Source organism: Janthinobacterium sp. GW822-FHT07A03 (assembly GCF_058798815.1).
Genome location: NZ_JBXAKW010000005.1, coordinates 384,715 through 408,112, shown reverse-complemented (window position 1 = coordinate 408,112; position 23,398 = coordinate 384,715). Strand labels below are relative to the sequence as shown.

Annotated in this window: 22 protein-coding genes; 7 read left to right on the top strand and 15 right to left on the bottom strand. The window is 65.5% G+C overall.

Going from position 1 to position 23,398, the window contains the following annotated elements:
• Nucleotides 1–9 precede the first annotated feature (9 nt).
• Entirely contained in the window at nt 10–840 is an 831-nt protein-coding gene (locus AC1RJW_RS16660; RefSeq protein WP_493045913.1) for an alpha/beta fold hydrolase, read from the bottom strand.
• A gap of 238 nt (nt 841–1,078) precedes the next feature.
• On the opposite strand from AC1RJW_RS16660, the gene AC1RJW_RS16655 reads away from it, so the two are divergent.
• On the top strand, nt 1,079–2,326 hold the full coding sequence (locus AC1RJW_RS16655) for a PepSY-associated TM helix domain-containing protein (RefSeq protein WP_493045911.1): 1,248 nt from the start codon (nt 1,079–1,081) through the stop codon (nt 2,324–2,326).
• Nucleotides 2,327–2,666: 340 nt separating this feature from the next.
• The gene (locus tag AC1RJW_RS16650) at nt 2,667–4,970 is read left to right on the top strand and encodes a TonB-dependent receptor (RefSeq protein WP_493045908.1); all 2,304 of its coding nucleotides are present in this window, start codon (nt 2,667–2,669) and stop codon (nt 4,968–4,970) included.
• Here the strand turns inward: AC1RJW_RS16650 and mdcH are convergent.
• Genes mdcH through mdcA form a run of 9 tightly spaced genes read right to left on the bottom strand, consistent with a single transcriptional unit; the run spans nt 4,967 to nt 12,247 of the window.
• Nucleotides 4,967–5,905 carry a malonate decarboxylase subunit epsilon gene (gene mdcH, locus AC1RJW_RS16645; RefSeq protein WP_493045906.1) on the bottom strand — a complete coding sequence of 313 codons (939 nt, stop codon included), beginning with the start codon at nt 5,903–5,905 and terminating at the stop codon, nt 4,967–4,969. The two genes, AC1RJW_RS16650 and mdcH, sit on opposite strands and share 4 nt — an antisense overlap.
• Complete coding sequence (locus tag AC1RJW_RS16640; protein WP_493045904.1) at nt 5,902–6,510, bottom strand: malonate decarboxylase holo-ACP synthase; 609 nt, start codon at nt 6,508–6,510, stop codon at nt 5,902–5,904. Before AC1RJW_RS16640 ends, mdcH begins: the two co-directional genes overlap by 4 nt.
• Nucleotides 6,510–7,274 carry a malonate transporter subunit MadM gene (gene madM / locus AC1RJW_RS16635; protein WP_070218632.1) on the bottom strand — a complete coding sequence of 255 codons (765 nt, stop codon included), beginning with the start codon at nt 7,272–7,274 and terminating at the stop codon, nt 6,510–6,512. The genes AC1RJW_RS16640 and madM overlap by 1 nt, the downstream gene beginning before the upstream one ends.
• The gene (gene madL / locus AC1RJW_RS16630; RefSeq protein ID WP_493045902.1) at nt 7,267–7,680 is read right to left on the bottom strand and encodes a malonate transporter subunit MadL; all 414 of its coding nucleotides are present in this window, start codon (nt 7,678–7,680) and stop codon (nt 7,267–7,269) included. Before madL ends, madM begins: the two co-directional genes overlap by 8 nt.
• 54 nt (nt 7,681–7,734) lie before the next feature.
• On the bottom strand, nt 7,735–8,547 hold the full coding sequence (mdcE, locus tag AC1RJW_RS16625; RefSeq protein ID WP_493045900.1) for a biotin-independent malonate decarboxylase subunit gamma: 813 nt from the start codon (nt 8,545–8,547) through the stop codon (nt 7,735–7,737).
• The gene (locus AC1RJW_RS16620; RefSeq protein WP_493045898.1) at nt 8,544–9,398 is read right to left on the bottom strand and encodes a biotin-independent malonate decarboxylase subunit beta; all 855 of its coding nucleotides are present in this window, start codon (nt 9,396–9,398) and stop codon (nt 8,544–8,546) included. The genes mdcE and AC1RJW_RS16620 overlap by 4 nt, the downstream gene beginning before the upstream one ends.
• Complete coding sequence (locus AC1RJW_RS16615) at nt 9,395–9,703, bottom strand: malonate decarboxylase subunit delta (protein WP_493045896.1); 309 nt, start codon at nt 9,701–9,703, stop codon at nt 9,395–9,397. The genes AC1RJW_RS16620 and AC1RJW_RS16615 overlap by 4 nt, the downstream gene beginning before the upstream one ends.
• On the bottom strand, nt 9,690–10,571 hold the full coding sequence (locus AC1RJW_RS16610) for a triphosphoribosyl-dephospho-CoA synthase (protein WP_493045894.1): 882 nt from the start codon (nt 10,569–10,571) through the stop codon (nt 9,690–9,692). The genes AC1RJW_RS16615 and AC1RJW_RS16610 overlap by 14 nt, the downstream gene beginning before the upstream one ends.
• On the bottom strand, nt 10,571–12,247 hold the full coding sequence (gene mdcA, locus AC1RJW_RS16605; protein WP_493045891.1) for a malonate decarboxylase subunit alpha: 1,677 nt from the start codon (nt 12,245–12,247) through the stop codon (nt 10,571–10,573). Before mdcA ends, AC1RJW_RS16610 begins: the two co-directional genes overlap by 1 nt.
• Before the next feature lie 116 nt (nt 12,248–12,363).
• Between mdcA and AC1RJW_RS16600 the strand changes: the two genes are divergently transcribed.
• On the top strand, nt 12,364–13,287 hold the full coding sequence (locus tag AC1RJW_RS16600) for a LysR family transcriptional regulator (protein ID WP_493045889.1): 924 nt from the start codon (nt 12,364–12,366) through the stop codon (nt 13,285–13,287).
• A gap of 33 nt (nt 13,288–13,320) precedes the next feature.
• Here AC1RJW_RS16600 and AC1RJW_RS16595 read toward each other — a convergent pair whose 3' ends face one another.
• From AC1RJW_RS16595 to AC1RJW_RS16580, 4 genes are all read right to left on the bottom strand, one after another.
• On the bottom strand, nt 13,321–13,680 hold the full coding sequence (locus AC1RJW_RS16595; RefSeq protein WP_493045887.1) for an immunity protein PIM1 family protein: 360 nt from the start codon (nt 13,678–13,680) through the stop codon (nt 13,321–13,323).
• A 159-nt stretch (nt 13,681–13,839) separates the two neighbouring features.
• A complete protein-coding gene (locus tag AC1RJW_RS16590; RefSeq protein ID WP_493045885.1) occupies nt 13,840–15,660 on the bottom strand; it encodes a glycoside hydrolase family 15 protein in 1,821 nt (606 codons plus the stop codon).
• Nucleotides 15,661–15,663: 3 nt separating this feature from the next.
• The gene (otsB, locus tag AC1RJW_RS16585) at nt 15,664–16,428 is read right to left on the bottom strand and encodes a trehalose-phosphatase (RefSeq protein WP_493045884.1); all 765 of its coding nucleotides are present in this window, start codon (nt 16,426–16,428) and stop codon (nt 15,664–15,666) included.
• Nucleotides 16,428–18,704, bottom strand: coding sequence for an alpha,alpha-trehalose-phosphate synthase (UDP-forming) (locus tag AC1RJW_RS16580; RefSeq protein WP_493045883.1), 2,277 nt, complete (start codon nt 18,702–18,704; stop codon nt 16,428–16,430). Before AC1RJW_RS16580 ends, otsB begins: the two co-directional genes overlap by 1 nt.
• A gap of 260 nt (nt 18,705–18,964) precedes the next feature.
• Between AC1RJW_RS16580 and AC1RJW_RS16575 the strand changes: the two genes are divergently transcribed.
• The 4 genes from AC1RJW_RS16575 (at nt 18,965) to AC1RJW_RS16560 (ending at nt 22,978) form a co-directional block, all read left to right on the top strand.
• Nucleotides 18,965–20,080: a mechanosensitive ion channel family protein gene (locus AC1RJW_RS16575; RefSeq protein ID WP_493045882.1), complete on the top strand. Its 1,116-nt coding sequence runs from the start codon at nt 18,965–18,967 to the stop codon at nt 20,078–20,080.
• Between the two features lie 50 nt (nt 20,081–20,130).
• On the top strand, nt 20,131–21,426 hold the full coding sequence (locus AC1RJW_RS16570; RefSeq protein WP_493045881.1) for a cation:proton antiporter: 1,296 nt from the start codon (nt 20,131–20,133) through the stop codon (nt 21,424–21,426).
• A gap of 108 nt (nt 21,427–21,534) precedes the next feature.
• The gene (locus AC1RJW_RS16565) at nt 21,535–22,716 is read left to right on the top strand and encodes a serine hydrolase domain-containing protein (protein WP_493045880.1); all 1,182 of its coding nucleotides are present in this window, start codon (nt 21,535–21,537) and stop codon (nt 22,714–22,716) included.
• 91 nt (nt 22,717–22,807) lie between these two features.
• Nucleotides 22,808–22,978 (top strand): hypothetical protein, encoded by a 171-nt coding sequence (locus AC1RJW_RS16560; protein ID WP_493045879.1) that lies wholly within the window; start codon nt 22,808–22,810, stop codon nt 22,976–22,978.
• On the opposite strand, the gene AC1RJW_RS16555 is transcribed toward AC1RJW_RS16560, so the two are convergent.
• A complete protein-coding gene (locus AC1RJW_RS16555; protein WP_219889948.1) occupies nt 22,975–23,358 on the bottom strand; it encodes a YkvA family protein in 384 nt (127 codons plus the stop codon). The two genes, AC1RJW_RS16560 and AC1RJW_RS16555, sit on opposite strands and share 4 nt — an antisense overlap.
• Nucleotides 23,359–23,398: the final 40 nt, after the last annotated feature.

The window sequence follows — 23,398 nt, the reverse complement described above, 5'->3', positions numbered from 1 at the left end:
TGTCCCGCATTACAGGTGCAGGCCGTCGAGAAAGTGGCGGATGGCGCGGTAGCTGGCATCGGGCACGCTCATGTGCGGGCAATGGCCCACATTCTCGACCACGTGCAGGCTGCTGTGCGGCAGCGTTTCGCGCAAGTACTCGCCCACGGACGGCGGCGCGATGAAGTCGTCGCTGCATTGCACGATCAGGGCCGGCGTGCTGTTGTGCGGCAAGATGACGCGGTGATCGGACAAAAACGTGGCTTGCGCGAAATGCCGGGCGATGGCGGGGTCGGTGCGGCAAAAGCTGCTTGCCAGGTCCTCGCCCAGCGCCGGCTGGCCGGGCGCGCCCATGATGGCCGGCGCCATGCCGGCGGACCAGCCCAGGTAATTGCTGTCCATGGCATCGAGCAAGTCGTCGATATCGGCACGGCTGAAGCCGCCACGGTAGCCGGCCGCCGCATCGTCGACATAGCACGGCGACGGCGCCAGCATGACTTGCGCGGCGAACAGGTCCGGCTCGGCGATACTGGCCAGCAAGGCGCTCATGGCGCTGACGGAATGGCCCACGCAAATGACGGGGCCGCCGCCGACGGCATGGATGACCTGGCGCAAATCGGCGCCATGCGCGTCGAGCCGCGCATAGCTATCGAAATCATAGGCGCCCAGGTCCGAAGCGCCGCTGCCGACCAGGTCGAACAGCACCGTGCGGTAGCAGGGACGGAACAGCGGCTCCAGGTAGCGCCACATGGTCTGGTCGCAGCCAAAACCGTGCATGAATACCATGGTCGCTGCCGCGCCTGCCTGCGATGCACCGCTGCGTTCGCTTACGCGGACATTGTTCCGATCTTCTATACGCATGCCGCTTCAGCCTTGGATATTTCCATGTGGAATGTAAATTAATTTATTGCTAGCATCTTAACATGCGCGATTTGACCTTGGGCAACACCATTGGCGCTGGACAAACGCCGTGCTCCAGCGGATAATGAGAACGATTCCCATTATCAAACTACCGGGCCTGTGCCTGGCGTTTTCCTGTGCGCCGCTCTGGCGCCTGCTGGCGGCAACAAGCCGGTTTCATGTTGAAGGTTTGTACCGCATGCGCGCTTTCTGGACTGTCATACACCGCTGGGCCGGCCTGACCATCGCCCTCTTCCTCATCGTTGCGGGACTCACGGGCGCCGTCACCTCGTGGGACCATGAACTCGATGAATGGCTCAACGCCGACATCATGGACACCCCGGGCCGCGGCCCCCTGCAGGCGCCGTTTGCGCTGGCGCACAAGGTGGCCGCCGCCGACCCGCGCGTGGAAGTCAATTACATGACCCTGGGCCTGGAAGAAGGCCATGCGGCCGCCTTCATGGTGCGCCCCCTGACCGATCCGGCCACGGATAAACCGTTCGTGCTCGGCTACAACACCGTCTACATCGACCCCGTCACGGCGCAGATCACGGGCACGCGCGATTCGACGGCCATTTCCCTGTCGCGCCGCAGCCTGATGCCGTTCTTGCGCCATCTGCATTACAGCCTGCACGTGCCCGCCTTCTGGGGCACGGACCGCTGGGGCTACTGGCTGATGGGGAGCGTGGCCCTCATCTGGCTGCTCGACAGCATGGTGGCCTTGTATCTGACCACGCCGCGCCGTTTGCGCCCGCGCGCACATGACGAGGCGCCGCGCCACCGCGACGCCGCCAGCTGGTGGCAACGCTGGAAACCGTCGTGGGTGGTGCGCTGGGCGGCCGGCGGCTACAAGCTCAATTTCGATCTGCACCGCGCGGGCGGCCTGTGGGTGTGGGCCATCATCATCGTCGTCGCGTTCACGTCGTTCTCGCTGAACCTGTACCGCGAAGTGTTTTATCCCGTCATGTCGCTGGTCTCCACCACCACGCCGGGACCGTATGAAACGCAGACGCCGGCGCCGTACGGCAGCTACATCACGCCCGTCATCGGTTTCGAGCAGGCGGTGGACATTGCGAAAAAGCAAGCCATGCAGCGCGGCATCACGGCGCCCATCGGCGGCATTTATTACGGCGGCAATTATTCGTTCTACAACGTCTCGTTCTTCGACCCGGCCGACGAGTTCGGCGCGGCCGGCATGGGCCTGTCGAACCTGTACGTCGACGGCATGGACGGCAGCATCATCGGCCAGCACAAGCCGTGGGAAGGCACGGCCGCCGACGTCTTCGTGCAACTGCAATTCCCCCTCCACTCTGGCCGCATCCTCGGCTTGCCGGGGCGTATTTTGATGTCCTGCATGGGCCTCATGGTCGCCATGCTGTCGGTGACGGGCATCGTCATCTGGGAAAGAAAGCGCCGCGCACGCCGGCTGCAGGCGAAAAGCCGCTGACACCCGCCTCAAGTAGCCACTTCATAAGGGCGCAGGCGGACTGACTCAGCCTGCGCCGCACGCATTGCCGCCGGCACGATCGTGCACAACGCGCAACGCCCCTCGCACCTCCGCACTTTGCACCACAGTCGCCGGCACACGCCGGCTGTCTGCGCTGCGCGCTTGCCGTGCGCCAGCCATCCCAAACCCTCAAATGCAGTTTACTTGCATTAGCATGGCGTGCCGGCTATTATTGCAACTCGATTGCATCTATACCATCGCGCTGCGCCTGCATCCCGCGCCAGCACCCCATTCCGCCTTTTTAGAGAGTCCCATGCGCCATTACGTATTCGCAGCTGCCATGCTGTCCCCCGCCCCGCTCGCCTATGCGGCAGACGACGTCACCCTGCAAACCATCAAGGTCCGGGCAGACAAGCCGGCAAGCGTCGACAGCGTCGTCCTCGTCGAGAATACGCAAGCCCAGAACCGGACGCTGGGCGGCATGCTCGAACATGTCTCGGGCGTGCAAAGCAGCGCCTTCGGGCCGAATGCGGGCGCACCGGTGATCCGCAGCCTGAGCGGCAGCCGCGTGCAGATCCTCGAAGACGGCCAGTCCATCCTGGGCATGAATGCGCTCAGCGGCGACATCAACATCCCGTTCGATCCCCTGTTTGCGCGCAGCGTCACCGTCAACAAATCGTCCGATAGCGTGCGTTTTGGCGGCAATGCGATCGGCGGCAGCGTCGACGTCGATTCGGGCCTCGTTTCCAGGAAGATGGAGAGCACGCGGAAGGACGTGGAGCTGGTGCTGCGCAAGGGCTTCAACGATGCCGATGCGCAAGGCTTGCGCGTGAATTTCAACGACGGGCAGCGCTTCTCGACAAATCTGCAGCTGTCATTCCAGAACATCGGCCATTACGCTATTCCCGGCAGCAGCAAGGCCGGCGTCTGCAACAGCCAGCTGTTCCCCGCAAAGGGCGGCGTGAATACCTTTCTGGCCGACAGTTGCCAGAAAGAAGCGCGGATCCAGCAAGTCTACAACAAGGCGTCGCAGCCGTTTATCGACCAGTTCATGAAGGAAAATCCGGACTGGGCGGACGGCGATTTTTCCTTCTACACCAATAATCCGGCCTCCGTCTGGCAGCGCAAGACCTACGTCAATCCGGCCAACCCCGCTTACGTGCCGGGCACGCCATCGATGACCCAGAACAAGATCAACAAGGACGTCACCCCCGATTACCACGGCACCCTGGGCAACAGCCACGCCAGCAATGCCCACTTTGGCGTCGGCACGACCTACTTTTTCGATCGCGGCTACGTGGCCGTCAGCCTCGATGCGAAGGAAAGCGAATATGGCGTGCCGGGCTTTTCCATGGAAAACAAGTCGTTCGGCGCGAACTATGACGAGGGGCTGCCCGTCGGCGTGATCATCAGGCAGGATAAATATGCGCTGGAAGCGCATCTGCGCGACCCTGTTGCGTACCTGGAAAGCGCGCAATTGCGCGTGTCCCGCCTGAACAATGCGTCGGGAGAGCGTCTTGGCGCTACCAAGGCCAACGACTACCGGTTTGACACGAATCAAGCCGAGTTCCTGCTGGCGCAGCGGCGTGCCGGTCCCTTGAGCGGCTTGCTTGGCCTCAGCTACAAGGCCAGGGATATCACCGGCAGCGGGACGCAGCTGTACCTGCCCGACGCAAGCACGCTCAGCCGCGCCCTGTTCGTCAAACAAAACCTGGAATTCGACTGGGCCACCTTCGATGCGGGCTTTCGCCATGAAAACGTGGCGCACGACATCCGCAAGAGCGGATTCAAGACGTCGAGGAATGCAGGCAACTCCACACTCGAGGACAAGTCGTTCAGCCTGAACAGCTATAGCCTGGGCGCTTCAACCAGGCTTGGCCAGCTGTTCGGCGCAAAGCTGCGCTACTCGGCGTCGGAAAGAGCGCCCGACGTCAATGAGTTGTATGCGAGCAACCGCCACTATTCGATCATGACCCAGGAAGAAGGCAACCAGAACTTGAAGGCCGAGCGCGCGAGGAATACGGAACTGACCGGTTTGTTCGCCAATCGCGGCTTCCAGCTGTCCGCGACGGGCTACGTCATGAAATACGAGAACTATCTCTACCTTGGCCATTCGGGCGCCCAGATGGCCAATCGCCTGCCATTAAAATACTGGAAGCAGACCGATACGACGGTCCGGGGATTCGAGATCGACGCTTCCCAGGTCATTCAGCTTGGCAGCTACGGCAAGCTGAACCTCTCCGCATTTGCCGACCTGGTCAAGAACAAGGCGGACAATCCCGACAAACTGCGCGCGCACAACGACGGCGCCTACCTGCCCAACATGCCCACCAACCGCTACGGCGCCAATCTGCAGTGGGAAAACCAGGGCTGGAAGACGCGGTTGTCAGGCACCCGCTACGACAAGCAGAAGTACCTGGGCAAGAGCGTCAGCGAGGAAGTGCCGCTCGACGGCTACACCATGGTGAATTTCCAGCTGAGCCGCGCACTGCAGGTGCCGGATTCGCCGTTTTCCAGCGTCGAGGTGTTCATCAGCAGCAGCAACCTGCTCGATGTCGATGCCAGGCCGCATAATTCCCCACTGAAATACATCGCGCCCTTGCCGGGCCGTGGCTTCCAGCTTGGCTTGAGCGCCAGGCTTTAAGGCACGCTGCCGTTGCGCTCCCGCCCCACCAGCGCCAGCAGGCTGTCGCCCCGGTTGCCGTCGCAGCAGACGGCCACGCCATCCGTGAAGTCGGGCGCCGTCAGGCGCGTCAGCACGCTGCCCGGCGGCATTTCCAGCGCCAGCCGGGCGCCCCGTTCCCACGCCAGGCGCGCGGTAGCGGCCCATTGCACGCGCTGCGCCATGTTGGCGGTCAGGCTGTCGCGGATGCGCGCCGGGTCGAACAGCGCGCGCGCCGCACTGCTGCTCAGGTAGACGAGCGACGGCCGGCGCATGGCCACGCCGTCGAAAGCCGTGCGCAAGTCCAGCGCGGCGCCTTCCAGCAGCGGGCAGTGCGACGGCACGCTGACGGCCAGGCGCTTGGCCTTGCCGGCGCCGTGCACCAGGGCCAGCGCCATCACGGCCTCCAAGGCAGGCTCGCTGCCGGCAATGGCGATCTGGCGCGGCGCATTCAGGTTGGCGATATACACGGGCGTGGCGGCGCCATGCACCCGGGCCAGCAAGGGTTCGAGTTGCGCCAGATCAAGGCCGACGATGGCCGCCATGCCGTAGCCGGCTGGATACGCCTGCTCCATCAACTCGCCGCGCCGCGCCACCAGGCGCACGGCATCCCCGTAATCGAGCGCGCCGGCGACGACGGCCGCCGCATATTCGCCGATGGAAAAGCCGGCCACCATGTCGGGCCGCGCGCCGCGCGCCCCCAGGGAGCGCGCCATGGCCACGCCCGCGATCAGCAAGCACAGTTGCACGGCCCGCGTCGACGCCAGCGCGCAAGCCGTGTCCAGCGTCAATGGATCGCAGCCCAGCACGGCCGCCGCCTCGGCCAGGGTATCGGCCACCGCCGCGTCGCCGGGCAGCGCGTGCAGCATGCCCGGAGACTGGGCGCCCTGGCCGGGAAAGGCAAACAATACGCTCATGCCGGCTCCCATGGCGTGGCCGTCAGCACGGGCCCCTGGTCCGTCTTCAGCAGGACCCGGCCCCGCCCCGCCGCCCACTCGGCATACGCAAAGCCGCCATGGCCCGTGTCGATCTGCAGGTCCAGCCGGCACGCCGTGACAGTCGCCGCGATGGCGCGCAGGGTCTCGGCCTGCGCGGCGTCCGGCGGCGCGGCCAGGCGCAGCACGAGATCGAGGTCGCTGTCTGCCCGCAGCACGGGCAAGCCGCTGGCCAGCGCGAAACCCACGCCGCCCGTCGGGCCCCAGGCCCAGCCCGTGGCGTCGAGCAGCGGCGCTGCCTGCCGCAATGCGTCCAGCGCGGCAGAGGAAAAATCAGGCAGCGGCATCCTCGCCAGCACTTCCGGCGTCACGCGGCGCACGACGGCGGCAGCATCCACTTCGCACGCGTGCCGCTCGCTGCGCAGCATGCCGCGCACGCCGACGGGGATGCGCCCTGGCGAGGTGCTGGCGCGCCGCACCACAAGCGGTGCGGCGGCCAGCCACCCGGCATCGGCCCAGGCAGGCATGGATACGCCGTCCGGCATGCCGGACACCCACAGCAAATCATGCGCGCGCCAGCCGTCCATCAAGCTACCACCGCCTTGACGGCAAAGAACAGCAGCGAGGGCCCCAGCAGACAGCCCAGGCCCGTATGAAACGTGGCCACCAGCGCGCCATACGGCACTAGCTTGCGGTCGGTGGCGGCCAGACCCGCCGATACGCCGCTGACGGTGCCGGCCAGGCCGCCGAAGACCATCGCCGAACGGGGCGTCTTCAGGCGCAGGAAGCGCGCCGCGACGGGCGTGCCCACCATCACGAGGATGGCCTTGATGAGGCCGGCCGCGATGCTCAGGGCCATGACGTCCGAGCTGGCGCCGATGGCCGCGCCCGTGACGGGGCCGACGATGTACGTGACGGCGCCGGCGCCGATGGTGGTCATGCTGACGGCGTCCGAATAGCCAAACGCGTAAGCCACGCCGGCGCCGACGAGAAACGGCAGCACCACGCCCAGCACCAGCGCCACGAGGCCGATCAGGCCCGCCTTGCGCGCCTCGGTCGCCTGCACTTCGAAGGCGGTGGCGACGATGGCAAAATCGCGCAGCATGGCGCCGCCCATCAGGCCGATGCCGCCAAACAGCGACAAATCGGCCAGGCCCTTGTGGCCGCCGCTATGCACGCCGCCCCAGTAAGCGAGGCCCAGGCCGATCACGATGGCGATGGCCGAGCCGTGCACGCGGCCAAAGGTCAGGTATTTCGACAGCGCCATCGACACCAGCATGATCAGGCCGACAAAGGCGAATGCCGTCACCAGGCCATTGTGGATGGCGGCTTTTTCAAAGAGTTCAAGCATGACGGTGCTCCTTGACCAGCATCAAATCCGCTTCGGCGGCGGCGATGGCAGCCGGGCTTTCCGTGCGATTGATGAGCGAAATGACGGCGCCGCAGACGATCACGGAAGCGATGGCGGCCAGCACGGCCACCGGGCCGCCGCGCAGCGCCGCGACCACGTCCTGCTGCGCCGCCATGGCCACCACCACGGGAATATACATGGCGCCCCAGTATTCGACGCCCCGCTCCGTCATCTGCGGCAGCCAGGATCGGCGCTGCATGTAGAGCCGGGCGCAGATCAGCAGCAGCATGGCGATGCCCACGCCGCCCACGTTCGTCTTGACGCCCATCAGCTGCCCGAGCAGGTCGCCCAGGAAGATGCCGAGCAAATGGCATAGCGCCAGCAATGCGGTTCCGTAAATGATCATGATTGTCTCCGTTAGTGGAATAGGAATGACTTGGTGTCTTCTCTGTTGTTTCACTTACCACTGCTGCCCCAGCACCTCCCTGACTTTTGCCGATGCCTGGCGGTGCGGCGCGCCCAGGCGGCTGGAAAGGTCCCTTTCCGGATCGGCGCGGATGTCGGCCAGCGCCGCCTGCAGGCTGCCCTGCACCTGCGCCAGATCAAGCTCCGACGGCGCGTCCGGCTGCGCCACCTGCAAGGTTTGCCACAGCAGGCCCAGGGTCGCGTAATTCTTGACGTCATAAGCCATCGGTGGAATCGTCGCGGCCAGCGCTTCGAGCGCTGCCACCGTGCGCAGGGTGATGCGCGCGGCCGAGGCCTTGCCCATCGCATGCACCATCACTTGCGGATCGTCGAGCGCGATCAGGCGGTTGGCCTGGTAGCCGTGCGCCAGGAACGCGCCCGACATGGCCTTGCCGACGATCAGGCCGATGACGGGATGGCCGGCCAGGCGGGCCTCGGCGTAGGCCCCCGCCGCTCCGGCCAGCGCCTGGTGGATGCCGTAGGCTTCTTCGCGCCGGCCATACGCCTGGCTGGCCACGTCGATGACGGCAACAAACGGCCGCTTGACGGCCAGGTCACTGTCTTCAACAACCACCTGCTGCACGGCGCGCGCCAGCTGCCACGCCTCGACCAGGCCGATTTCACCGCTGCGCGCACGCGTAAAACGGTTGTCCGGGTCGGGCAGCACGGTGACATAGCGCGCCGGCTCGCCCGCCAGCGGCGCGTCGGCCACGCGCACGGAAGGCGGATAGCCGTCCAGCGGCGCGGCGTTGTCGGTCAGGGCCGCCAGCCAGACGGCGCCGCGGCTGGAATTGGTGATGGCGTTCATGCTGCGGCTCCTTTGCTATAGATCAAACGCACGGCTTCCGGCGTGGCTTGCACGCCCGCGTCGACATCGGCCAGGCGCGCCAGGTAGCCTTCCGCCTGGTCGCTGCGGTGCCGGGCCGGCACGCCGCGCGCGAACAGTTCTGCCACGGTGGCGCGCATCTGCGCCGTGTCGTCGTCCACATAGGCGTCGGCCAGGCCGCTGTGAAAGCGCTGTTCGCCGCCCGTCAGGCTCCATATAAATGGCTTGTTGCGCGAGTCGAATTCGTCCACGCCCGCTTCCTGCTCGATCACGGCGGGGCCATTGAGACCCAGTCGCGCCTCGCGCGTCACGACAACATAGCTGCACAAGCCCGCCGCGATCGACATGCCGCCGTAGCAGCCCACCGTGCCGGCCGTGATACCGATCACGGGCTGGTAGCGGCGCAGGTCGACGATGGCGGCATGGATGTCGGCAATCGCCGCCAGCCCCAGGTTGGCTTCCTGCAGCCGGACGCCGCCCGTCTCGAACAGGATCACGGCGCGCGTCGGCACGCCCTGGCGGTTGTCGCGCGCCGCCAGTTCCAGCGCGCCGGCGATCTTCGCGCCGCCCACTTCGCCCATGCTGCCGCCCTGGTAGGCGCCCTCGATGGCCAGCACCACGGCGGGCTGGCCATCGAACAGGCCCTTGGCCACCACCACGCCGTCGTCCGCCTGGGCCGTGACGCCCTGCTGCGGCAGCCACGGCGACGCGATGCCGCAGAACGGGTCGAGCAGTTCGCGCATGCTGCCCGCATCCAGCAAGGCGCGCGCGCGGCTCCGGGCACCGCGTTCGATGAAGCTGTCGCGCTCCAGCAATTCCGTCAATGTGCTCATGCCGCCCTCCCCGCTTGCAATTCTTCGTAGGCTTGCTCGATGCGCATGCGCACAACGCCCGGCGTGGCGCCGCAATCGTTGATGACGATGGTCGCCGCCGGCAGCGGCTCGCCGCCGAACACGCGCAGCAAGAGCGCATCCCAGACGGCGCCCTTGCCGTCGACGGAAGTGTTGACGACGATGCGGGTCACGCCATCGTCGGCGGGCTGCAGCAGCACTTCCAGGTCGCCCGAACCGACGACGCCGGCCAGCGCGCGCCCCGATGCCGGCTGCCCGGCAGGGAACGTGTAGTTACGCGTCTCCATGCGCTTCTCCTTCTTGTAATCTGTCCAGGAACAGGGTCGCCGCCAGCAGATCGGCCGCGCCGCCCGGCGACACGCCGCGCGCCAGCGCCGCCGCTTCCAGCGCCAGCAGCGCCTGCGTGCCGGCAGTGGTAGCCGCGCCGCCGGCCGCCAGCACCCGCGCCGCGCCCGCCTGCAGGTCAAGCAAGGCCGCCTCGCCGCCGCGCGACAGCACGCAGGTGTCGTCCAGCTGGCTGACAATCGCCAGCAAGGCATTCAGGCGCGCCGTCGTTTCGTTGTCGCCGCGCGCCCGCGAGGCGTGCAGCTGCGCCAGCCCGACCCCCGTCACGAGGGGAAAACCGGCCCGGGCCTGGCCCCGCGCGCCATCGACGTGGTACTGGCGGCACGCCAGCTCGCCCTTGTTGCCCGTGGCGGCAGGCGCGCCCCGGTCGTGCAAACGGGCCAGCGCGCCGGCCCGCGCCGCCACGGCTTGCGGCGCCAGCGATGCGCCGCGCGCGTCCTGCTGCGCCGCCGCCGTCACCAGCAGGCCCAGGGCCCAGATGGCGCCCCGGTGCGTGTTCACGCCGCCCGTGGCCGCCAGCATCAGCGCCTCGCCATCGCGGCCGATGGCGCCGATGCGCTGGCGCAGGCCATCGTCATCGTCGCTGTCCCAAGCCGCTTGGGCCATGGCGGCAAACACGGGCTGCAGCACGCAAGCCGAATGGCACATCAGGGCCCAGTTCAAGTCCGCGTGCGCGCCCCGGCTGCGCAAATCGACCAGGCCCGGTTTCGGCGTCAGGGTCACTTCGTCGAGCAGCGCCTGCAGCACCTGCCGCCCCAGCGCGGCGGCGCGTTCCCGCACCGGCACTGTCGTCATCATCATTGTCGTCATTACCAGCTCCTGAATTTGGCGGGGGGTTGATACAGGCCGTCCGACCATTCGACCAGGTCGGCGATGCTTTTCGCCGCCAGCAGCGAGCGGTTAGCCGCGCCGCGCTGCACGCCGATATCCTCGGGCAGCGCGATCAGGCCGTCGGCGCGCAATTTGGCCGTCGTCTTCGGGTCGTGGCGCAGGCCGATGGGCGTCACGCCGGCCACGGCCGCCAGCATGGCCTTGCGCTCGTCAAGCGAACGGGCCTTGTACAGGTAGGCGATGCCCTCCTCCGTCAGCACGTGGGTGACGTCGTCGCCATAGATCATCACGGGCGCCAGCGGCATGCCGCTGGCCTGGCCCACGGCCACGGCGTCGAGCGACTCGACGATCGTCGGCTGGCCGCCATCCTGGAACGTCTCGACCATCTGCACCACCAGCTTCTTGCCGCGCGCCAGCGGGTCGTCCGTCTCGATCAGGTCCAGCCAGGCCGGCGTCGGGTGGCGCCGGCCGTGCGGGTCGTGACCCATATTGGGCGCGCCGCCGAAGCCGGCCAGGCGGCCATTCGTCACGGTCGAGGAATTGCCCAGGCCATCCATCTGCAGGGTGGCACCGATGAACAGGTCGACCGCGTATTGGCCCGCCAGCTGGCACAGGGCGCGGTTCGAGCGCATGGAACCGTCGCGGCCCGTGAAGAACACGTCGGGCCGCGCGGCCGCATAGCCTTCCATGCCCAGTTCCGCGCCGAAGCAGTGCACGCTCTCGACCCAGCCCGTCTCGATGGCGGGGATCAGGGTGGGATGGGGGTTGAGCACCCAGTTGCGGCAAATCTTGCCCTTCAAGCCCAGTTGCTCGCCATACGTGGGCAAAATCAGCTCGATGGCGGCCGTATTGAAACCGATGCCGTGGTTGAGCGACTGCACCTGGTGTTTTTCATACACGCCGCGGATCGCCATCATGGCCATCAGCACGTGCACGGGCTTGATCACGCGCGGATCGCGGGTAAACAAAGGCTCGATGAAGAAGGGCTTGTCGGACTGCACCACGAAATCGATCCACGAGCCGGGCACGTCGACCCGGGGCAAGTCGCTGACATCGTCGACGATCTGGTTCACCTGGGCGATGACGATGCCGTCGCGGAAGGCGGCCGATTCCACCAAAGTGGGCGTGTCCTCGGTGCTGGGGCCCGTGTACAGATTGCCCAGGCGGTCGGCCATGTAGCCGGCCACCATGACGACGTTGGGCGTCAGGTCGACGAACAGGCGCGCATACAGCTCGATATACGTGTGGATGGCGCCCACTTCCAGCAAGCCATCCTGCAGGAACTGGGCGATGCGCAGGCTTTGCGTGCCGGCGAAGGAAAAGTCCAGCTTGCGGGCGATGCCGCGCTCGAACAGGTCCAGGTGCTCGGGCAGGCTGACGCTGGGCATGATCAGGTGCAGATGGTGGATCTTGTCGGGGTTGACCTGGGTCAACATGCGGGCGAGGAAATCGGCCTGCTTCTGGTTATTGCCTTCAAGAACGACGCGGTCGCCCGGCGCAAGCAGCGCTTCGAGCACGGCGACCATGTCGCCCGGTTGCAGCACGGGGCCGCTGGCGTACTGGCGCACGGCGTCGAGGCGTCGGCGTTTCTCGGTGCGCCGCGTGTCCCATTGTTTTTGCCGCTGCGCTGGCGCTGCTGTGGCGGTTGACATCATGCCTCCGGAATGAGCTATCGAGTCCAGACGATAGAACGAAAGCGCCAGCGCGACAATCAACCTGCTAGCATATTCATTACCTTGAAGTTAATGAACTCCCTTAAAAAGGATTAGCCATGGCCATCAACGAAGAAATTACCCTGAAAAAGCTGGAAGTTTTTCTCAGCTTCATGGAATTGAACAACCTGGCGCGGGTAGCCGATGCGCTGGGCCAGAGCACGGTCAGCGTGCACCGCGCCCTGCACTCGCTGGAAGACGGCTTGCGCTGCCCCCTGTTCAAGCGCGAGGGCCGCAGCCTGATCCCCCTGCATGCGGCCTACACCTTTGCCGAATCGGCGCGGCGCGCGCTGGCCGAATGCGAGGAAGGCGTGCGCAAGGTGCGCGAAATGTCGGGCATCAACCCCGTGCGCCTGAAGATCGGTTCGCTGTATTCATTGACCCTGCACTGCATCCCGCAGCTGGTGATCGCCCTGAAACTGCGCCGGCCGGGCCTCGACATCGACCTGACCCTGGGGTCGAACCGCGACCTGCTGCAAAGCCTGGCCGACGGCCGCCTGGACGCCATCATCATCGGCGTGCAGGAAGACGAACAGCATGCGGGCCTGGTGGCCGTGCCCCTGTTCCAGGACGACGTCTACCTGGCCGCGCCGCTAGCCTCGCCCTATGCGGGGGCGGCCTCGGTGGACTTGCAACAGTTGCGCAACGACAAATTCGTCACGCTCAGCGAAGGTTTCGTCACCTCGCAAAGCTTCAATCACGCGTTTGAGCTGGCGGGATTCGTGCCCGACACCGCGATGCGCGTGGGCGACATCTTCTCGCTGATCAACCTGGTCAGCGGCGGCATCGGCTACAGCCTGCTGCCCGGCCGCGTGCGCGCCTTCAGCTCGCGCATCGAACTGCTGCCCCTGGACGCGCGCTACGGCTCGCACCAGCAAATCACCCTGCTGATGCTCAGCAGCCGCGAGCGCGACCCTAATCTGCTGGCGCTGGCGGCGGAATGCAGGTTGTATGGGCGTGGCGAGCGCGCAACTGGCAGCTGAAATGGAGGCGCGAGAGCGCCGTGCTGAACAGGCTCACCTTGGAAATTCTCCGCGCATATAGGTTTTCCAGAGATTGTCGATAAAGTCTATCTCGACTTTATTGTGACATGCCTGCGCAATCAAGCCCATGTCGTCCGACACATATCCAGCAAGGTCGGAATTTTCAGTGACTTGATACACTTTCTTGAATGCGATCTCCCTGATCTCCTTCACCAGGGCGCCTTCGTGTGGACAAGATGAGGTCACTTTTTCGTAGCTGGCGCACCATGCGCCATCAAACTCAAAAGAGTCCCTGGCGCACAATGCAGCATCCCAGTCGGTATCTTTCTGAAAAATAGTCTCAAAAAAAATACTCTCATTTATTGTCGCTAAAATTTCGCTTACGGTCGTCATCTCGATATTTTGTATTCATCTGTGTGGATGCCATTCGGCGTTTCGTGTGCCTGCGCGCCAACGATTGTTATGACCAGACGCTAAAACGCCCGCAAGCAGGTCAACACGCCCATTATAGTGACCGGCATGGACTGCTCACGGGACTGGAGCACAGTACAATTAAATAGCACTATCCCAAGGCGCCGACAACCTCACCGCGCAGTTAATCAAGCCCACCATCGAGTAAGTCTGCGGGAAATTGCCCCACATCTCCCCCGTCACGGGGTGCGTGTCTTCCGACAGCAAGCCCAGGTGGTTGCGTGCCAGCAGCATGGTTTCGAAGATCTTGCGCGCCTCGTCTTTCCTGCCGATGCGCGCCAGGGCGTCGATGCGCCAGAAGGTGCAGATGTTGAAGGCCGTTTCCGGTTTGCCGAAGTCGTCTGGCGCTTCGTAGCGGCGCATGTAGGGGCCGTCGCACAGCGATGCTTCCAGCGCGTCGACGGTGGCGATGAAACGGGGGTCCATGGGGTCGATGAAGTTGACTTCCGCCATCAGCAGGACGGAGGCGTCGAGGTCGCGCCCGCCCAGGCTTTCCGCGAAGGCCTGGCGCTCCTCGCTCCACGCTTCGCGCAGCAGGCGTTCGCGGATCAGCACGGCGCGGCTGTTCCAGTGGTCGGCGCGGTCCGGCAAGCCCAGTTTGTGCGCGACTTTCGCCAGGCGGTCGCAGGCGGCCCAGCTCATCAGCATGGACGAAGTGTGGACCCTGGCGCGCGTGCGCAGCTCCCACATGCCGGCGTCCGGTTCCGCATGCAATCGGAAGGCCTGGTCGCCCACGGCTTCCAGCGCGGCAAACTCGGCTTTTCCCGCCCGGTGGAACAATCGGTGGTCAAGGAAGGCCTGCGCCGCGCCCAGGACGATATTGCCGTAGACGTCGTGCTGGAAGTGTTCCTGCGCCTGGTTGCCCACGCGCACGGGGCCATTGCCCCGGTAGCCGGGCAAGTGGTCGAGTATCGATTCGGGCAGCTGCTCTTCCAGACCGATGCCGTACAGGGGCTGGATGTGACCGCCTTTCGAGCGGGCGACGATATTCGTCAGCCAGCGCAGATACTCTTCCATCGTGCCCACTTCCGACAGGCTGTTCAATGCCCGCACGACGAAGAAGGCGTCGCGCAGCCAGCAATAGCGGTAATCCCAGTTGCGGCTGCTGCCCGGCGCTTCCGGGATGCTGGTGGTCATGGCGGCGATGATGGCGCCCGTGTCTTCATATAAAGACAGTTTCAAGGTGATGGCGGCGCGGATGACCACGTCCTGCCATTCCAGCGGCACGGCCAGGCGGCGCGTGTAGGTGCGCCAGTAGTTGATGGTTTCCTTTTCGAAGATGCGTGCCGTCTCGTCGATGCCGCCGGCCAGCGTTTCATCGGGGCCCAGCAGGAAGTTGGCCGTGCCGCCCAGCACGAAATACGTTTCGCCCAGCACATAATTGAGCGACACATCCGTATTCAGGCGCAAAGTCTGTTCCGGCCCCACGTAGCGGATGTGGTGGCTGCCCTGCGTGATCTGCGGCGCCAGCCTGCCCCAGTCGTAGCGGGGGCGCAGCCGTACGCGGATGCGCACGGCATGGTCGAGCGGCCGGACCCGGCGGATCAGCATCAGCGGGCGGAACATGCGGTCGCGGCTGAGGAAACGGGGCGCGAAATCCGTGATTTCCACGCCCCGCCCCTGCGTGTCGTACAAACGCGTGCGCAGAACGGCCGTGTTCGGCTCATAGAACTGCTCGCTGCGCGCGAAGTTTTCGATGTCGATGGCCCATACGCTGCCGTTTTCCGTGTCGTCCAGCAAGCGGTTGAAGACGGGGTCGCCGTCGAAACGGGGCAGGCAGGACCAGACTACCTGCCCTGCCTGGTCGATCAGGGCGTTAAAGGCGCAATTGCCCACCACGCCGCAGTTCAGCGATGCTGGCGCGGGCGGTTGGCTGGCGCGGGTGTCATGCGATGTCGTCATGGGCTACTCCTTCGATGTCGGGGATACGGCAGCGGCCAGCAAGGCGGCGCGCAAGGCGCCGGGGCTGGTCAGGCGCAGGGTGGCGGCGCTGGGGCCGCTGCCCACTTTGACGCCCTGCCCGCCTGCTTGTTGTACAAAGGCAAAACCTGCCTCGTCGGTGGTGTCGTCGCCCGCGAACACGGGGCGGCGGCCGGCGAAGGGGCCTTCCTGCATGAAGGCAGCGATGGCGCCGCCCTTGTCGGTGGCGGCCGGCTTGGCTTCCAGGACCATTTTGCCATGCAACAGCAATACCCCCGGGCACGCTTGCACGGCGGCCGTCATTTCCTGCAGGCATAATGGTTCAAGCTCAGGCGCCAGCCGGTAATGCAGGGCCACGGCGCCCCGCTTCTGCTCCACCAGCAAGCCGGGGTGGACGGAGGCCAGCGCCTGCGCGCGCGCCAGCACGGGCGCCACCTCGGGCGTGGCCGCCACGTGCAACTGGCCATCGGCGCCGCGCCGCTCCACGCCGTGCACGCCGGCAACCGGCAAGACCAGGGGCGCCAGCATGGCGTCGATCTGCGCCACGGGACGGCCGGAAATGAGGGCCAGCGCGCCGCCATGGCGCTCGGCCAGCAGCGCCAGCGCTTCGATGACGCCGGGCGCCACGCGCACGCCGTCGGGCGTGGGCGCCAAATCGACCAGGGTGCCGTCGAAGTCGAGGAAGACGGCTGTTCCGGGCGCACTCAGCAGCTGCAACAGGGCTGCGCTATCGTCAGGGATATCGGCCATCACATCCCCTTGCGCCGCTTGATGCGGCTGTGCGCGTCGATCTTGGTCATGACCTTGTCGCGCTGGCGCAAGCGGGCCGCATCCAGCAGCATGCGCCCGGCCCAGCGGTAGACATTGAAATGTTTCACGCGTGCCCGCATGCTCTTCATGCGCTCGCGCTGTTCCACGGGCGGCATCACGAGGGCGCGGTACAGCGCATCGGCGCCCTGCTCGATGTGATACGGGTTGATGATCAGCGCTTCATGCAGTTCCCGCGCCGCGCCGGTGAATTGACTTAGAACAAGGACACCCATCTCGTCGTCGCGCGCGGCGATGAATTCCTTGGCCACCAGATTCATGCCGTCATGCAAGCTTGTCACCATGCACACTTCCGAAGCGCGGAAATAGCGCTGCAGATCGTCCTGGCCATGGTGCTCCGCTTTCAGCAGGATGGGCACGTAATCTCCGCTGCCGAAGCGGCGGTTGATGCGCTCGACCATCTTGCGCACCCTGGCGTCAAAACTTTGATATTCGTCAAGCGAAGCGCGGCTGGGGGCGGCGATCTGCACGAACGTAAAATTGCCGACCATGCCGGGCTGCTGTTCCAGCATGCGCTCGACGGCCTGGAAGCGCTCGACGATGCCTTTCGTGTAATCGAGGCGGTCCACGCCGATGCCCAGCAAGTGGTCAGGCGCCACGCCCAGTTCGGCACGGATCTGTGCGCGGCACGCGGCCACGTCGGGCTGCGCCGGGTCGTCCTCGGGCCAGGCGATCGAGATCGGGTAATCCTCGACCTGCGTCATCTCGCCGCCATACGAAATCGTCGATGCTTCCGGCTCGATGCGGGTTTCCAGGTAGCGGTCCACCGTTTCGAGGAAATTCTTGCGGTGGAACGGCGTGTGGAAACCCAGGATCGTGCTGCCCAGCAAGCCGTCGAGGATTTCCTCGCGCCATGGGCAAATGCCGAACGATTCCGAGTTCGGCCAGGGGATATGCCAGAAGGTAATAATCGTCGCCTTCGGCAAGGCTTCGCGCACCATGCGCGGCAGCAAGGCGAAGTGATAGTCCTGCACCAGCACGACGGGGTTGTCCGTCTTCGCCTCGGCAATCACGGCGTCGGCGAAGCGGCGGTTGACCTTCACGTACTGTTCCCAGTCGGACGAGCGGAACACGGGGCGCACGTGGGCGATATGGCACAGCGGCCACATGCCTTCATTGGCGAAACCATAATAGTATCCCTGCTCTTCCTCTTCCGTCAGCCACACGCGGCGCAAGGTATAGCTGGGGTTATCGGGCGGCACGGGCACGTGGTCGTGCTTGTCGACCGTTTCCCGGTCGGCGGAACCGGCGCCATGCGCGATCCACGTGCCGGAGCATGCCCGCATCACGGCTTCCACGGCCGTCACCAGGCCGCTGGCCGGGCGTTGTACGCGGATGTCGCCGCTGCCGTCATCGGCTTTCGTGTGGATATACGGTTCGCGGTTCGACACGACGAGCACCTGGTCGCCCTGCAAGTCCGCTTCCAGCAGCGCGCGCAGCTTGTCCGGCGTCCAGTCGGACGACCAGCCGTTGTCGCCCTGGCGTTCCAGATGGTATTCCTGCAGCAATTCGCGCAAGTCGCCGATCAGCGGCTGCATTTCCGGCGGCGGCGCGGGTGCGGCGGCGGGCGCCGTGGCGGCGGCCACTGCGCCATTGCTTTTCGGCAGCAACTCGCCCCGCAAGATATCCTTCACGGCCGACAGCCAGCCGCGCCAGCTCAGGTGGGCGACGAACACGGTCATCAGGGAAATGAGCACGGCCAGCACGGCCAGGAAGGCAAAGATGAAGCGCTTGGTATCGGTATTGCGGCGTTCGACAAAGCTCATGTCCTGCACCAGCACCAGGCGGCCCAGCTGGGACGCGTCCTGCATGACGGGGGTTTCGCTCAGGTGGACTTGCCCTTGCGGCAATTGCGCCAGGGATTTGTACAGGCCGCCCGTCGATGGCGTGCTCCAGCAGCCGATGGAAGTTGGGTATTGCGCTGACTGGTACAGCAGGTGGCCCGCGTTGTCGCAAAAGCCGATGGCGATCAGGCGTTCGTCGCGCGTGGCGCCCTGGAACAGTTCGCTGATGCGGGTGGCATCCTGCGCGGGCAGGTATTCGGTGAGCGAGGGGCGGAGGGTTCCAGCGAGCAATTCAGCCCGGCTGTCGAGGTCGCGCACATACCAGCGCAGGGTAATGTTATCCAGCAGGGGTACCACGATATAAGCAAACAGTCCCAGCACGAGGGCAAGCGGCAGGATGAAGCGCAAGGACATTCGGAGTGATCGTACTATCATCGGTTTCCTTTGCAAAAACAAAAAGCATGGCAAGTATGACTATGTTTCCAATGCGGCGACGCCCGCTTGCTTTCCGTATTGAAACGTCAACGAGGCATGGCGCAGCGCAGCAATTTCTTCCAGTATCCCCCTTGCCCGAAGTCTTATCCGTACGGCAACGCACGCCCCCGCGACGTCATCTGCCCGTAAAATACCCGCTTCCGACATCCATTTCACTTATCAATAAGGAGTTTTCGCCTATGGATCTCAGCACGTTCCACTCGCTGATGGGAGGCCCGCTGCGCTCGGCGCTGACCGTGCTCGTTTCCGCCCTGCTCGTCACCGTCGTCGCCATCGGCGTGCACCGGGCCGGCATCGGCTTGCTGAGAAGATTGGCCAACGGCCGTCCGTTCACCACCAACGCCACGCGCGTGGCCTTCCGCGCCAGCCAGCTGTGCGTGATCGTCTTCGGCCTGCGCATGGTGCTGGCCGGCGCGCCCGACGACACGCCGGGCCTCGTCGCCATGTCGCACCTGGCCAGCGTAGCGCTGATCATCGCGCTGACCTGGCTGGCCATGCAATGCATCCAGGCCCTGTCCATCACGATTTCCGAAATCAACCCCGTCGACGTGGCCGACAATCTGCGCGCGCGCCGCCTGATCACGCAAGCGCGCGTGCTCACGCGCAGCGCGCACGCCATCGTCGTCATCCTGGGCCTCGCTTTCGTGCTGCTGACCTTGCCCGGCGCAAGGCAGATCGGCGCCAGCCTGCTGGCCTCGGCCGGCGTAGCGGGCCTGGTGGCCGGTATCGCCGCCCGCCCCGTGCTCGGTAATTTCATTGCCGGTTTGCAAATTGCGTTTTCGCAACCGATCCGCATCGATGACGTGCTGATCGTCAATGGCGAGTGGGGCAAGGTCGAGGAAATCAAGGGCACCTACGTGGTCGTGCGCGTGTGGGATGAACGCCGGCTGATCGTGCCGCTGCAATGGTTCATCGAAAACCCGTTCGAGAACTGGACGCACAGCTCGTCCACCCTGCTGGGCACGGTATTCCTGTGGCTCGATTTCAGCATCCCCCTGGACCCGCTGCGCGCGGAACTGACGCGCATCTGCGAGTCCGCGCCGCAATGGGATGGCCGCGTCTGCACGGTGCAGGCGACGGATTCGAACGAGCGGGCCGTGCGCGTGCGCTTCCTGATCAGCGCGGCAGATTCGGGCCTGGCCTTCGAGCTGCGCTGCCTCGTGCGCGAACAGATGCTGGCCTTTATTACGGCGCACTACCCGCACGGCCTGCCGCGCCTGCGCTCCACGCACGACCCGATCGAGCTGCACGCCATGCAGGCGCAGAACGATACGGTACAGTTGCACAAGGCGTAACAAAACCTGCGGCGCGCTGCCCCGGCCCGCGCGCCGCTAAAATAAGGCGCATGAGCACCACCGCCTGGTTCATCCTGATCGGCTGCCTGATGCTGGCGCGCGGCCTGGGCGCCGACGGCATCGCGCGCCTGCCATTGACTTCGGCCATGGCGTATCTGGGCGTGGGCCTGCTGCTGGGGCCCATGTTCCTGGGCCTGTTCGCGTTCGACCTGCTGCAGCAGGCGCCCCTGCTGGAAACCCTGACGGAAATCGCCGTCCTCATCTCCCTGTTTTCCGCCGGCGTCAAGATGCCCGTACCGTTCAGCCTGGCGCGCTGGCTGCCCTCGCTGCGCCTGGCGTGGCTGTCGATGGCCATTTCCGTGGCCCTGGTGGCCGCCTTTGCCTGCCTGGTGCTGGGGCTGCCCCTGGGCGCGGGCGTGCTGCTGGGCGCCATCCTCGCCCCCACCGACCCCGTGCTGGCCACCGACGTGCAGCTGCGCCATGCGGGCGACAGCGAGCAATTGCGCTTCATGCTGACCAGCGAGGCGGGCATGAACGATGGCAGCGGCTTTCCTTTCGTCATGCTGGGCCTGGGCTTGCTGGGCCTGCATGAGCTGGGACCGCATGGCGCCACCTGGCTGTGGCGCGATCTATGCTGGGCCAGCGCGGGCGCCATCGCCCTGGGCGCGGCCGGCGGCGCGCTGCTGGCCTGGCTGGGCTGGCAGGTGCGCGCCAAGGAGCCGAAACACGCCATGCTGGACGACCTGGCGGCCCTGGGCCTGATCGCCTTCGTCTACGGCGTGACTACCTGGCTGCACGCGTGGGGCTTCCTGGCCGTATTCTTTGCCGGCGTGGCCCTGCGCCAGACGGAACTGCGGCTGGCCGGCGCGCCAAAAGACCGGCAAGGCTTGCTGCAGGCGGAGGAAACGCATGCCGTGTCCGCCGCCAGGCCGCACGACAGCGAGGTGACGCTGACCGTCAGCGGCGAATCCCTCGTCTTCAAGGAACACCTGGAACGCCTGTCCGAACTGACCCTGGTGCTGTTGCTCGGAGGCACCGTCACGGCCGCCGCCTGGAGCTGGCAGGCGTGGAGCGTGGCGCTGTTCCTGCTGCTGGTGGCGCGCCCGGCCAGCGTGATGCTCGGTTTGCTGGCTTCGGGCACCAGCGTGCGCCTGCGCGGGCTGGCCGCCTGGTTCGGCGTGCGCGGCATCGGCTCGCTGTACTACCTCAGCTATGCCATCGCGCACGGCGTGCCGCGCGGCCTGGCGCGCGAACTGGCCGACATCACCCTCGTCGTCATCATCCTCTCCATCGTCGCGCACGGCCTGACGGTCAAGCCCCTGCTGGAACGCTACTGGCGCAAATAGGCACTGGCGCCCCCTTTTGTCATTGCTGCAGAGCAATGATTTGTCAATCGCCCCTATATCGGGCGGAAATATTGTTAAGATAATTAAAAATGGCAAAAGAGAGAATCGATGAAACGAAGAAGCGTGCTGGGACTGGGCGTCTCACTGGCCCTGCTGCAAACGGGCTGCGCCACCGATCCGGCCCGGCTGGCGTGGGAAACGGAATTTGACGGCTTCATGCGCGATGGCCTGGCCCGCACGGAAACGCCGGGCATGAGCGTGGCCGTGGTGCGCGGCGAACAGACCATCTTTGCACGCGGCTATGGCTGGGCCGACATCCAGGCCGGCAAGAAGGCCGATGCGAACACGGTGTTCCATGTCGCCTCCGTCAGCAAGCTCGTCACGGCCACGGCCGTCATGATGCTGCTGGAACAGGGCGCCTTCCAGCTCGACGACAAGGTGGCGGCCTATCTGGACTTTCCGCTCATGCATCCGAAGTTTCCCGACGTGCCCATCACCTTCCGTCATTTGCTCAGCCATACCTCGGGCATTTCCGACGCCGTGTACGACAAGACGACGGCGTTTTCCGTGCAGGGCGACCCGCGCCTGCCCCTGCGCGACTTCGTCAAGGGCTATCTGTCGCGCGGCGGCGCCTGGTATGACGCGGATGTGTCGTTTGCCGCCCGGCCCGGCACGGAATGGCGCTACAGCAATGTCGGCATCGCCCTGCTCGGCTATCTGGTGGGCCGCGTGAACCCCGATGGGCTCGACGCCTATACGCGCGAGCACCTGTTCGAACCGCTGGGCATGGACAGCACGGCCTGGAACCTGGCCGGCTTGCCGCGGCGCGCCGTTGTCGCCCAGCCGTACGCGCACAAGGAGCCGCGCCTGCAAGTGCTGCCGCCCGTCGGCTACCCGGACTGGCCGGCCGGCCTGCTGCGCAGCTCGGCGCAGGACTTTGCCCGTTTCCTGGCCATCTACAGCAATGGCGGCCGGGTCGATGGCCACCGCTACCTGCAAGATGCCACCCTGCAACTGTTTTTCGCCCCGCAAGCGGCCCCCGTCGTGCCCGCAGACTCGTCCGTGCAGCAAGCGCTGGTATGGCTGCTGCGCGACGTCGACGGCCGGGCGCTGGCCACGCACAGCGGGGGCGACCCGGGCGCCGCGTCCGTCGTCTGCGTCGACCGGGCCCGCAGGACGGCCGTGCTGGCCTTCGCCAACGTCAGCGCCGACAAGGAGTTTCGTTCATTCCAGAAAGAAGTCGTGCTGCGCCTGCTGGCGCATGGGGCAGGCGGCCCGCCAGCCCGGTAGGCATGCCGCTTGTGTGAGCGGGCGCACGGTAGTGCCCGGGCAAGAACGTATGCTGTGCTGGTCAAACTTGACGCTCAACGAGGAGACCAGCATGACGAACCGCATCGGCAACAAGGACGTGGCGCAGCAGCGCAGCAAGAGTGAAAAAGCCCGCATCAAGGCGCAGAACATCGCCAGCGAGGCGGTGAAGAAGGCCGAGGCCAGGGCCCGCTACCGCAATGCCGTCAAGGGCCAGCCTGGCCAGCCCGCTGCCGGCGGCTAGGCGCCGAACCAGCCGCGCAATTTCTCGGCGGCCCGTTCCTTGACCTCGGCCGTGATGTAGGTGGCGACGGTGGCGACGGCCGCCGCCAGCACGGCCAGGTCATCCGCATAGCCGATCACGGGCGTGATGTCGGGAATCGCATCGATGGGCGAAATGAAATAGCCGAGCGCGCCATAAATGGCCGTCTTGGCCCACAGCGGGGTGTTCGGCTGCTGGGCCGCGTAATACAGCCACAGGGCTTTTTCGATGACTTCGCGTCCCGCCGTCTTGGCGAACTTGACGACCTTGTCCCAGAAACTGTCATCCGTGTACTTCTTTTCATACTGCTTGTCGGCCTGGGGGGCGTGGTCTTCTTCCAGATTCTTTTTTCTGCCAAACATCTGCTGCTCCTGTCTGCCGCGCACGGCGTTACGAATGCGC

Excerpts from the sequence above, each read along its gene's own strand:
- AC1RJW_RS16615 (WP_493045896.1), bottom strand. The coding sequence starts at position 9,703 with ATGGAGACGCGTAACTACACGTTCCCTGCCGGGCAGCCGGCATCGGGG.
- AC1RJW_RS16570 (WP_493045881.1), top strand. The coding sequence starts at position 20,131 with ATGAGCACCACCGCCTGGTTCATCCTGATCGGCTGCCTGATGCTGGCG.
- AC1RJW_RS16600 (WP_493045889.1), top strand. The coding sequence starts at position 12,364 with ATGGCCATCAACGAAGAAATTACCCTGAAAAAGCTGGAAGTTTTTCTC.
- AC1RJW_RS16555 (WP_219889948.1), bottom strand. The coding sequence starts at position 23,358 with ATGTTTGGCAGAAAAAAGAATCTGGAAGAAGACCACGCCCCCCAGGCC.
- AC1RJW_RS16650 (WP_493045908.1), top strand. The coding sequence starts at position 2,667 with ATGCTGTCCCCCGCCCCGCTCGCCTATGCGGCAGACGACGTCACCCTG.
- AC1RJW_RS16660 (WP_493045913.1), bottom strand. The coding sequence starts at position 840 with ATGCGTATAGAAGATCGGAACAATGTCCGCGTAAGCGAACGCAGCGGT.
- AC1RJW_RS16560 (WP_493045879.1), top strand. The coding sequence starts at position 22,808 with ATGACGAACCGCATCGGCAACAAGGACGTGGCGCAGCAGCGCAGCAAG.
- mdcH (WP_493045906.1), bottom strand. The coding sequence starts at position 5,905 with ATGAGCGTATTGTTTGCCTTTCCCGGCCAGGGCGCCCAGTCTCCGGGC.
- madM (WP_070218632.1), bottom strand. The coding sequence starts at position 7,274 with ATGCTTGAACTCTTTGAAAAAGCCGCCATCCACAATGGCCTGGTGACG.
- AC1RJW_RS16610 (WP_493045894.1), bottom strand. The coding sequence starts at position 10,571 with ATGACGACAATGATGATGACGACAGTGCCGGTGCGGGAACGCGCCGCC.
- AC1RJW_RS16655 (WP_493045911.1), top strand. The coding sequence starts at position 1,079 with ATGCGCGCTTTCTGGACTGTCATACACCGCTGGGCCGGCCTGACCATC.
- AC1RJW_RS16575 (WP_493045882.1), top strand. The coding sequence starts at position 18,965 with ATGGATCTCAGCACGTTCCACTCGCTGATGGGAGGCCCGCTGCGCTCG.
- AC1RJW_RS16620 (WP_493045898.1), bottom strand. The coding sequence starts at position 9,398 with ATGAGCACATTGACGGAATTGCTGGAGCGCGACAGCTTCATCGAACGC.
- madL (WP_493045902.1), bottom strand. The coding sequence starts at position 7,680 with ATGATCATTTACGGAACCGCATTGCTGGCGCTATGCCATTTGCTCGGC.
- otsB (WP_493045884.1), bottom strand. The coding sequence starts at position 16,428 with ATGGCCGATATCCCTGACGATAGCGCAGCCCTGTTGCAGCTGCTGAGT.
- AC1RJW_RS16590 (WP_493045885.1), bottom strand. The coding sequence starts at position 15,660 with ATGACGACATCGCATGACACCCGCGCCAGCCAACCGCCCGCGCCAGCA.
- mdcE (WP_493045900.1), bottom strand. The coding sequence starts at position 8,547 with ATGAACGCCATCACCAATTCCAGCCGCGGCGCCGTCTGGCTGGCGGCC.
- AC1RJW_RS16640 (WP_493045904.1), bottom strand. The coding sequence starts at position 6,510 with ATGGACGGCTGGCGCGCGCATGATTTGCTGTGGGTGTCCGGCATGCCG.
- AC1RJW_RS16595 (WP_493045887.1), bottom strand. The coding sequence starts at position 13,680 with ATGACGACCGTAAGCGAAATTTTAGCGACAATAAATGAGAGTATTTTT.
- AC1RJW_RS16565 (WP_493045880.1), top strand. The coding sequence starts at position 21,535 with ATGAAACGAAGAAGCGTGCTGGGACTGGGCGTCTCACTGGCCCTGCTG.
- AC1RJW_RS16580 (WP_493045883.1), bottom strand. The coding sequence starts at position 18,704 with ATGTCCTTGCGCTTCATCCTGCCGCTTGCCCTCGTGCTGGGACTGTTT.
- mdcA (WP_493045891.1), bottom strand. The coding sequence starts at position 12,247 with ATGATGTCAACCGCCACAGCAGCGCCAGCGCAGCGGCAAAAACAATGG.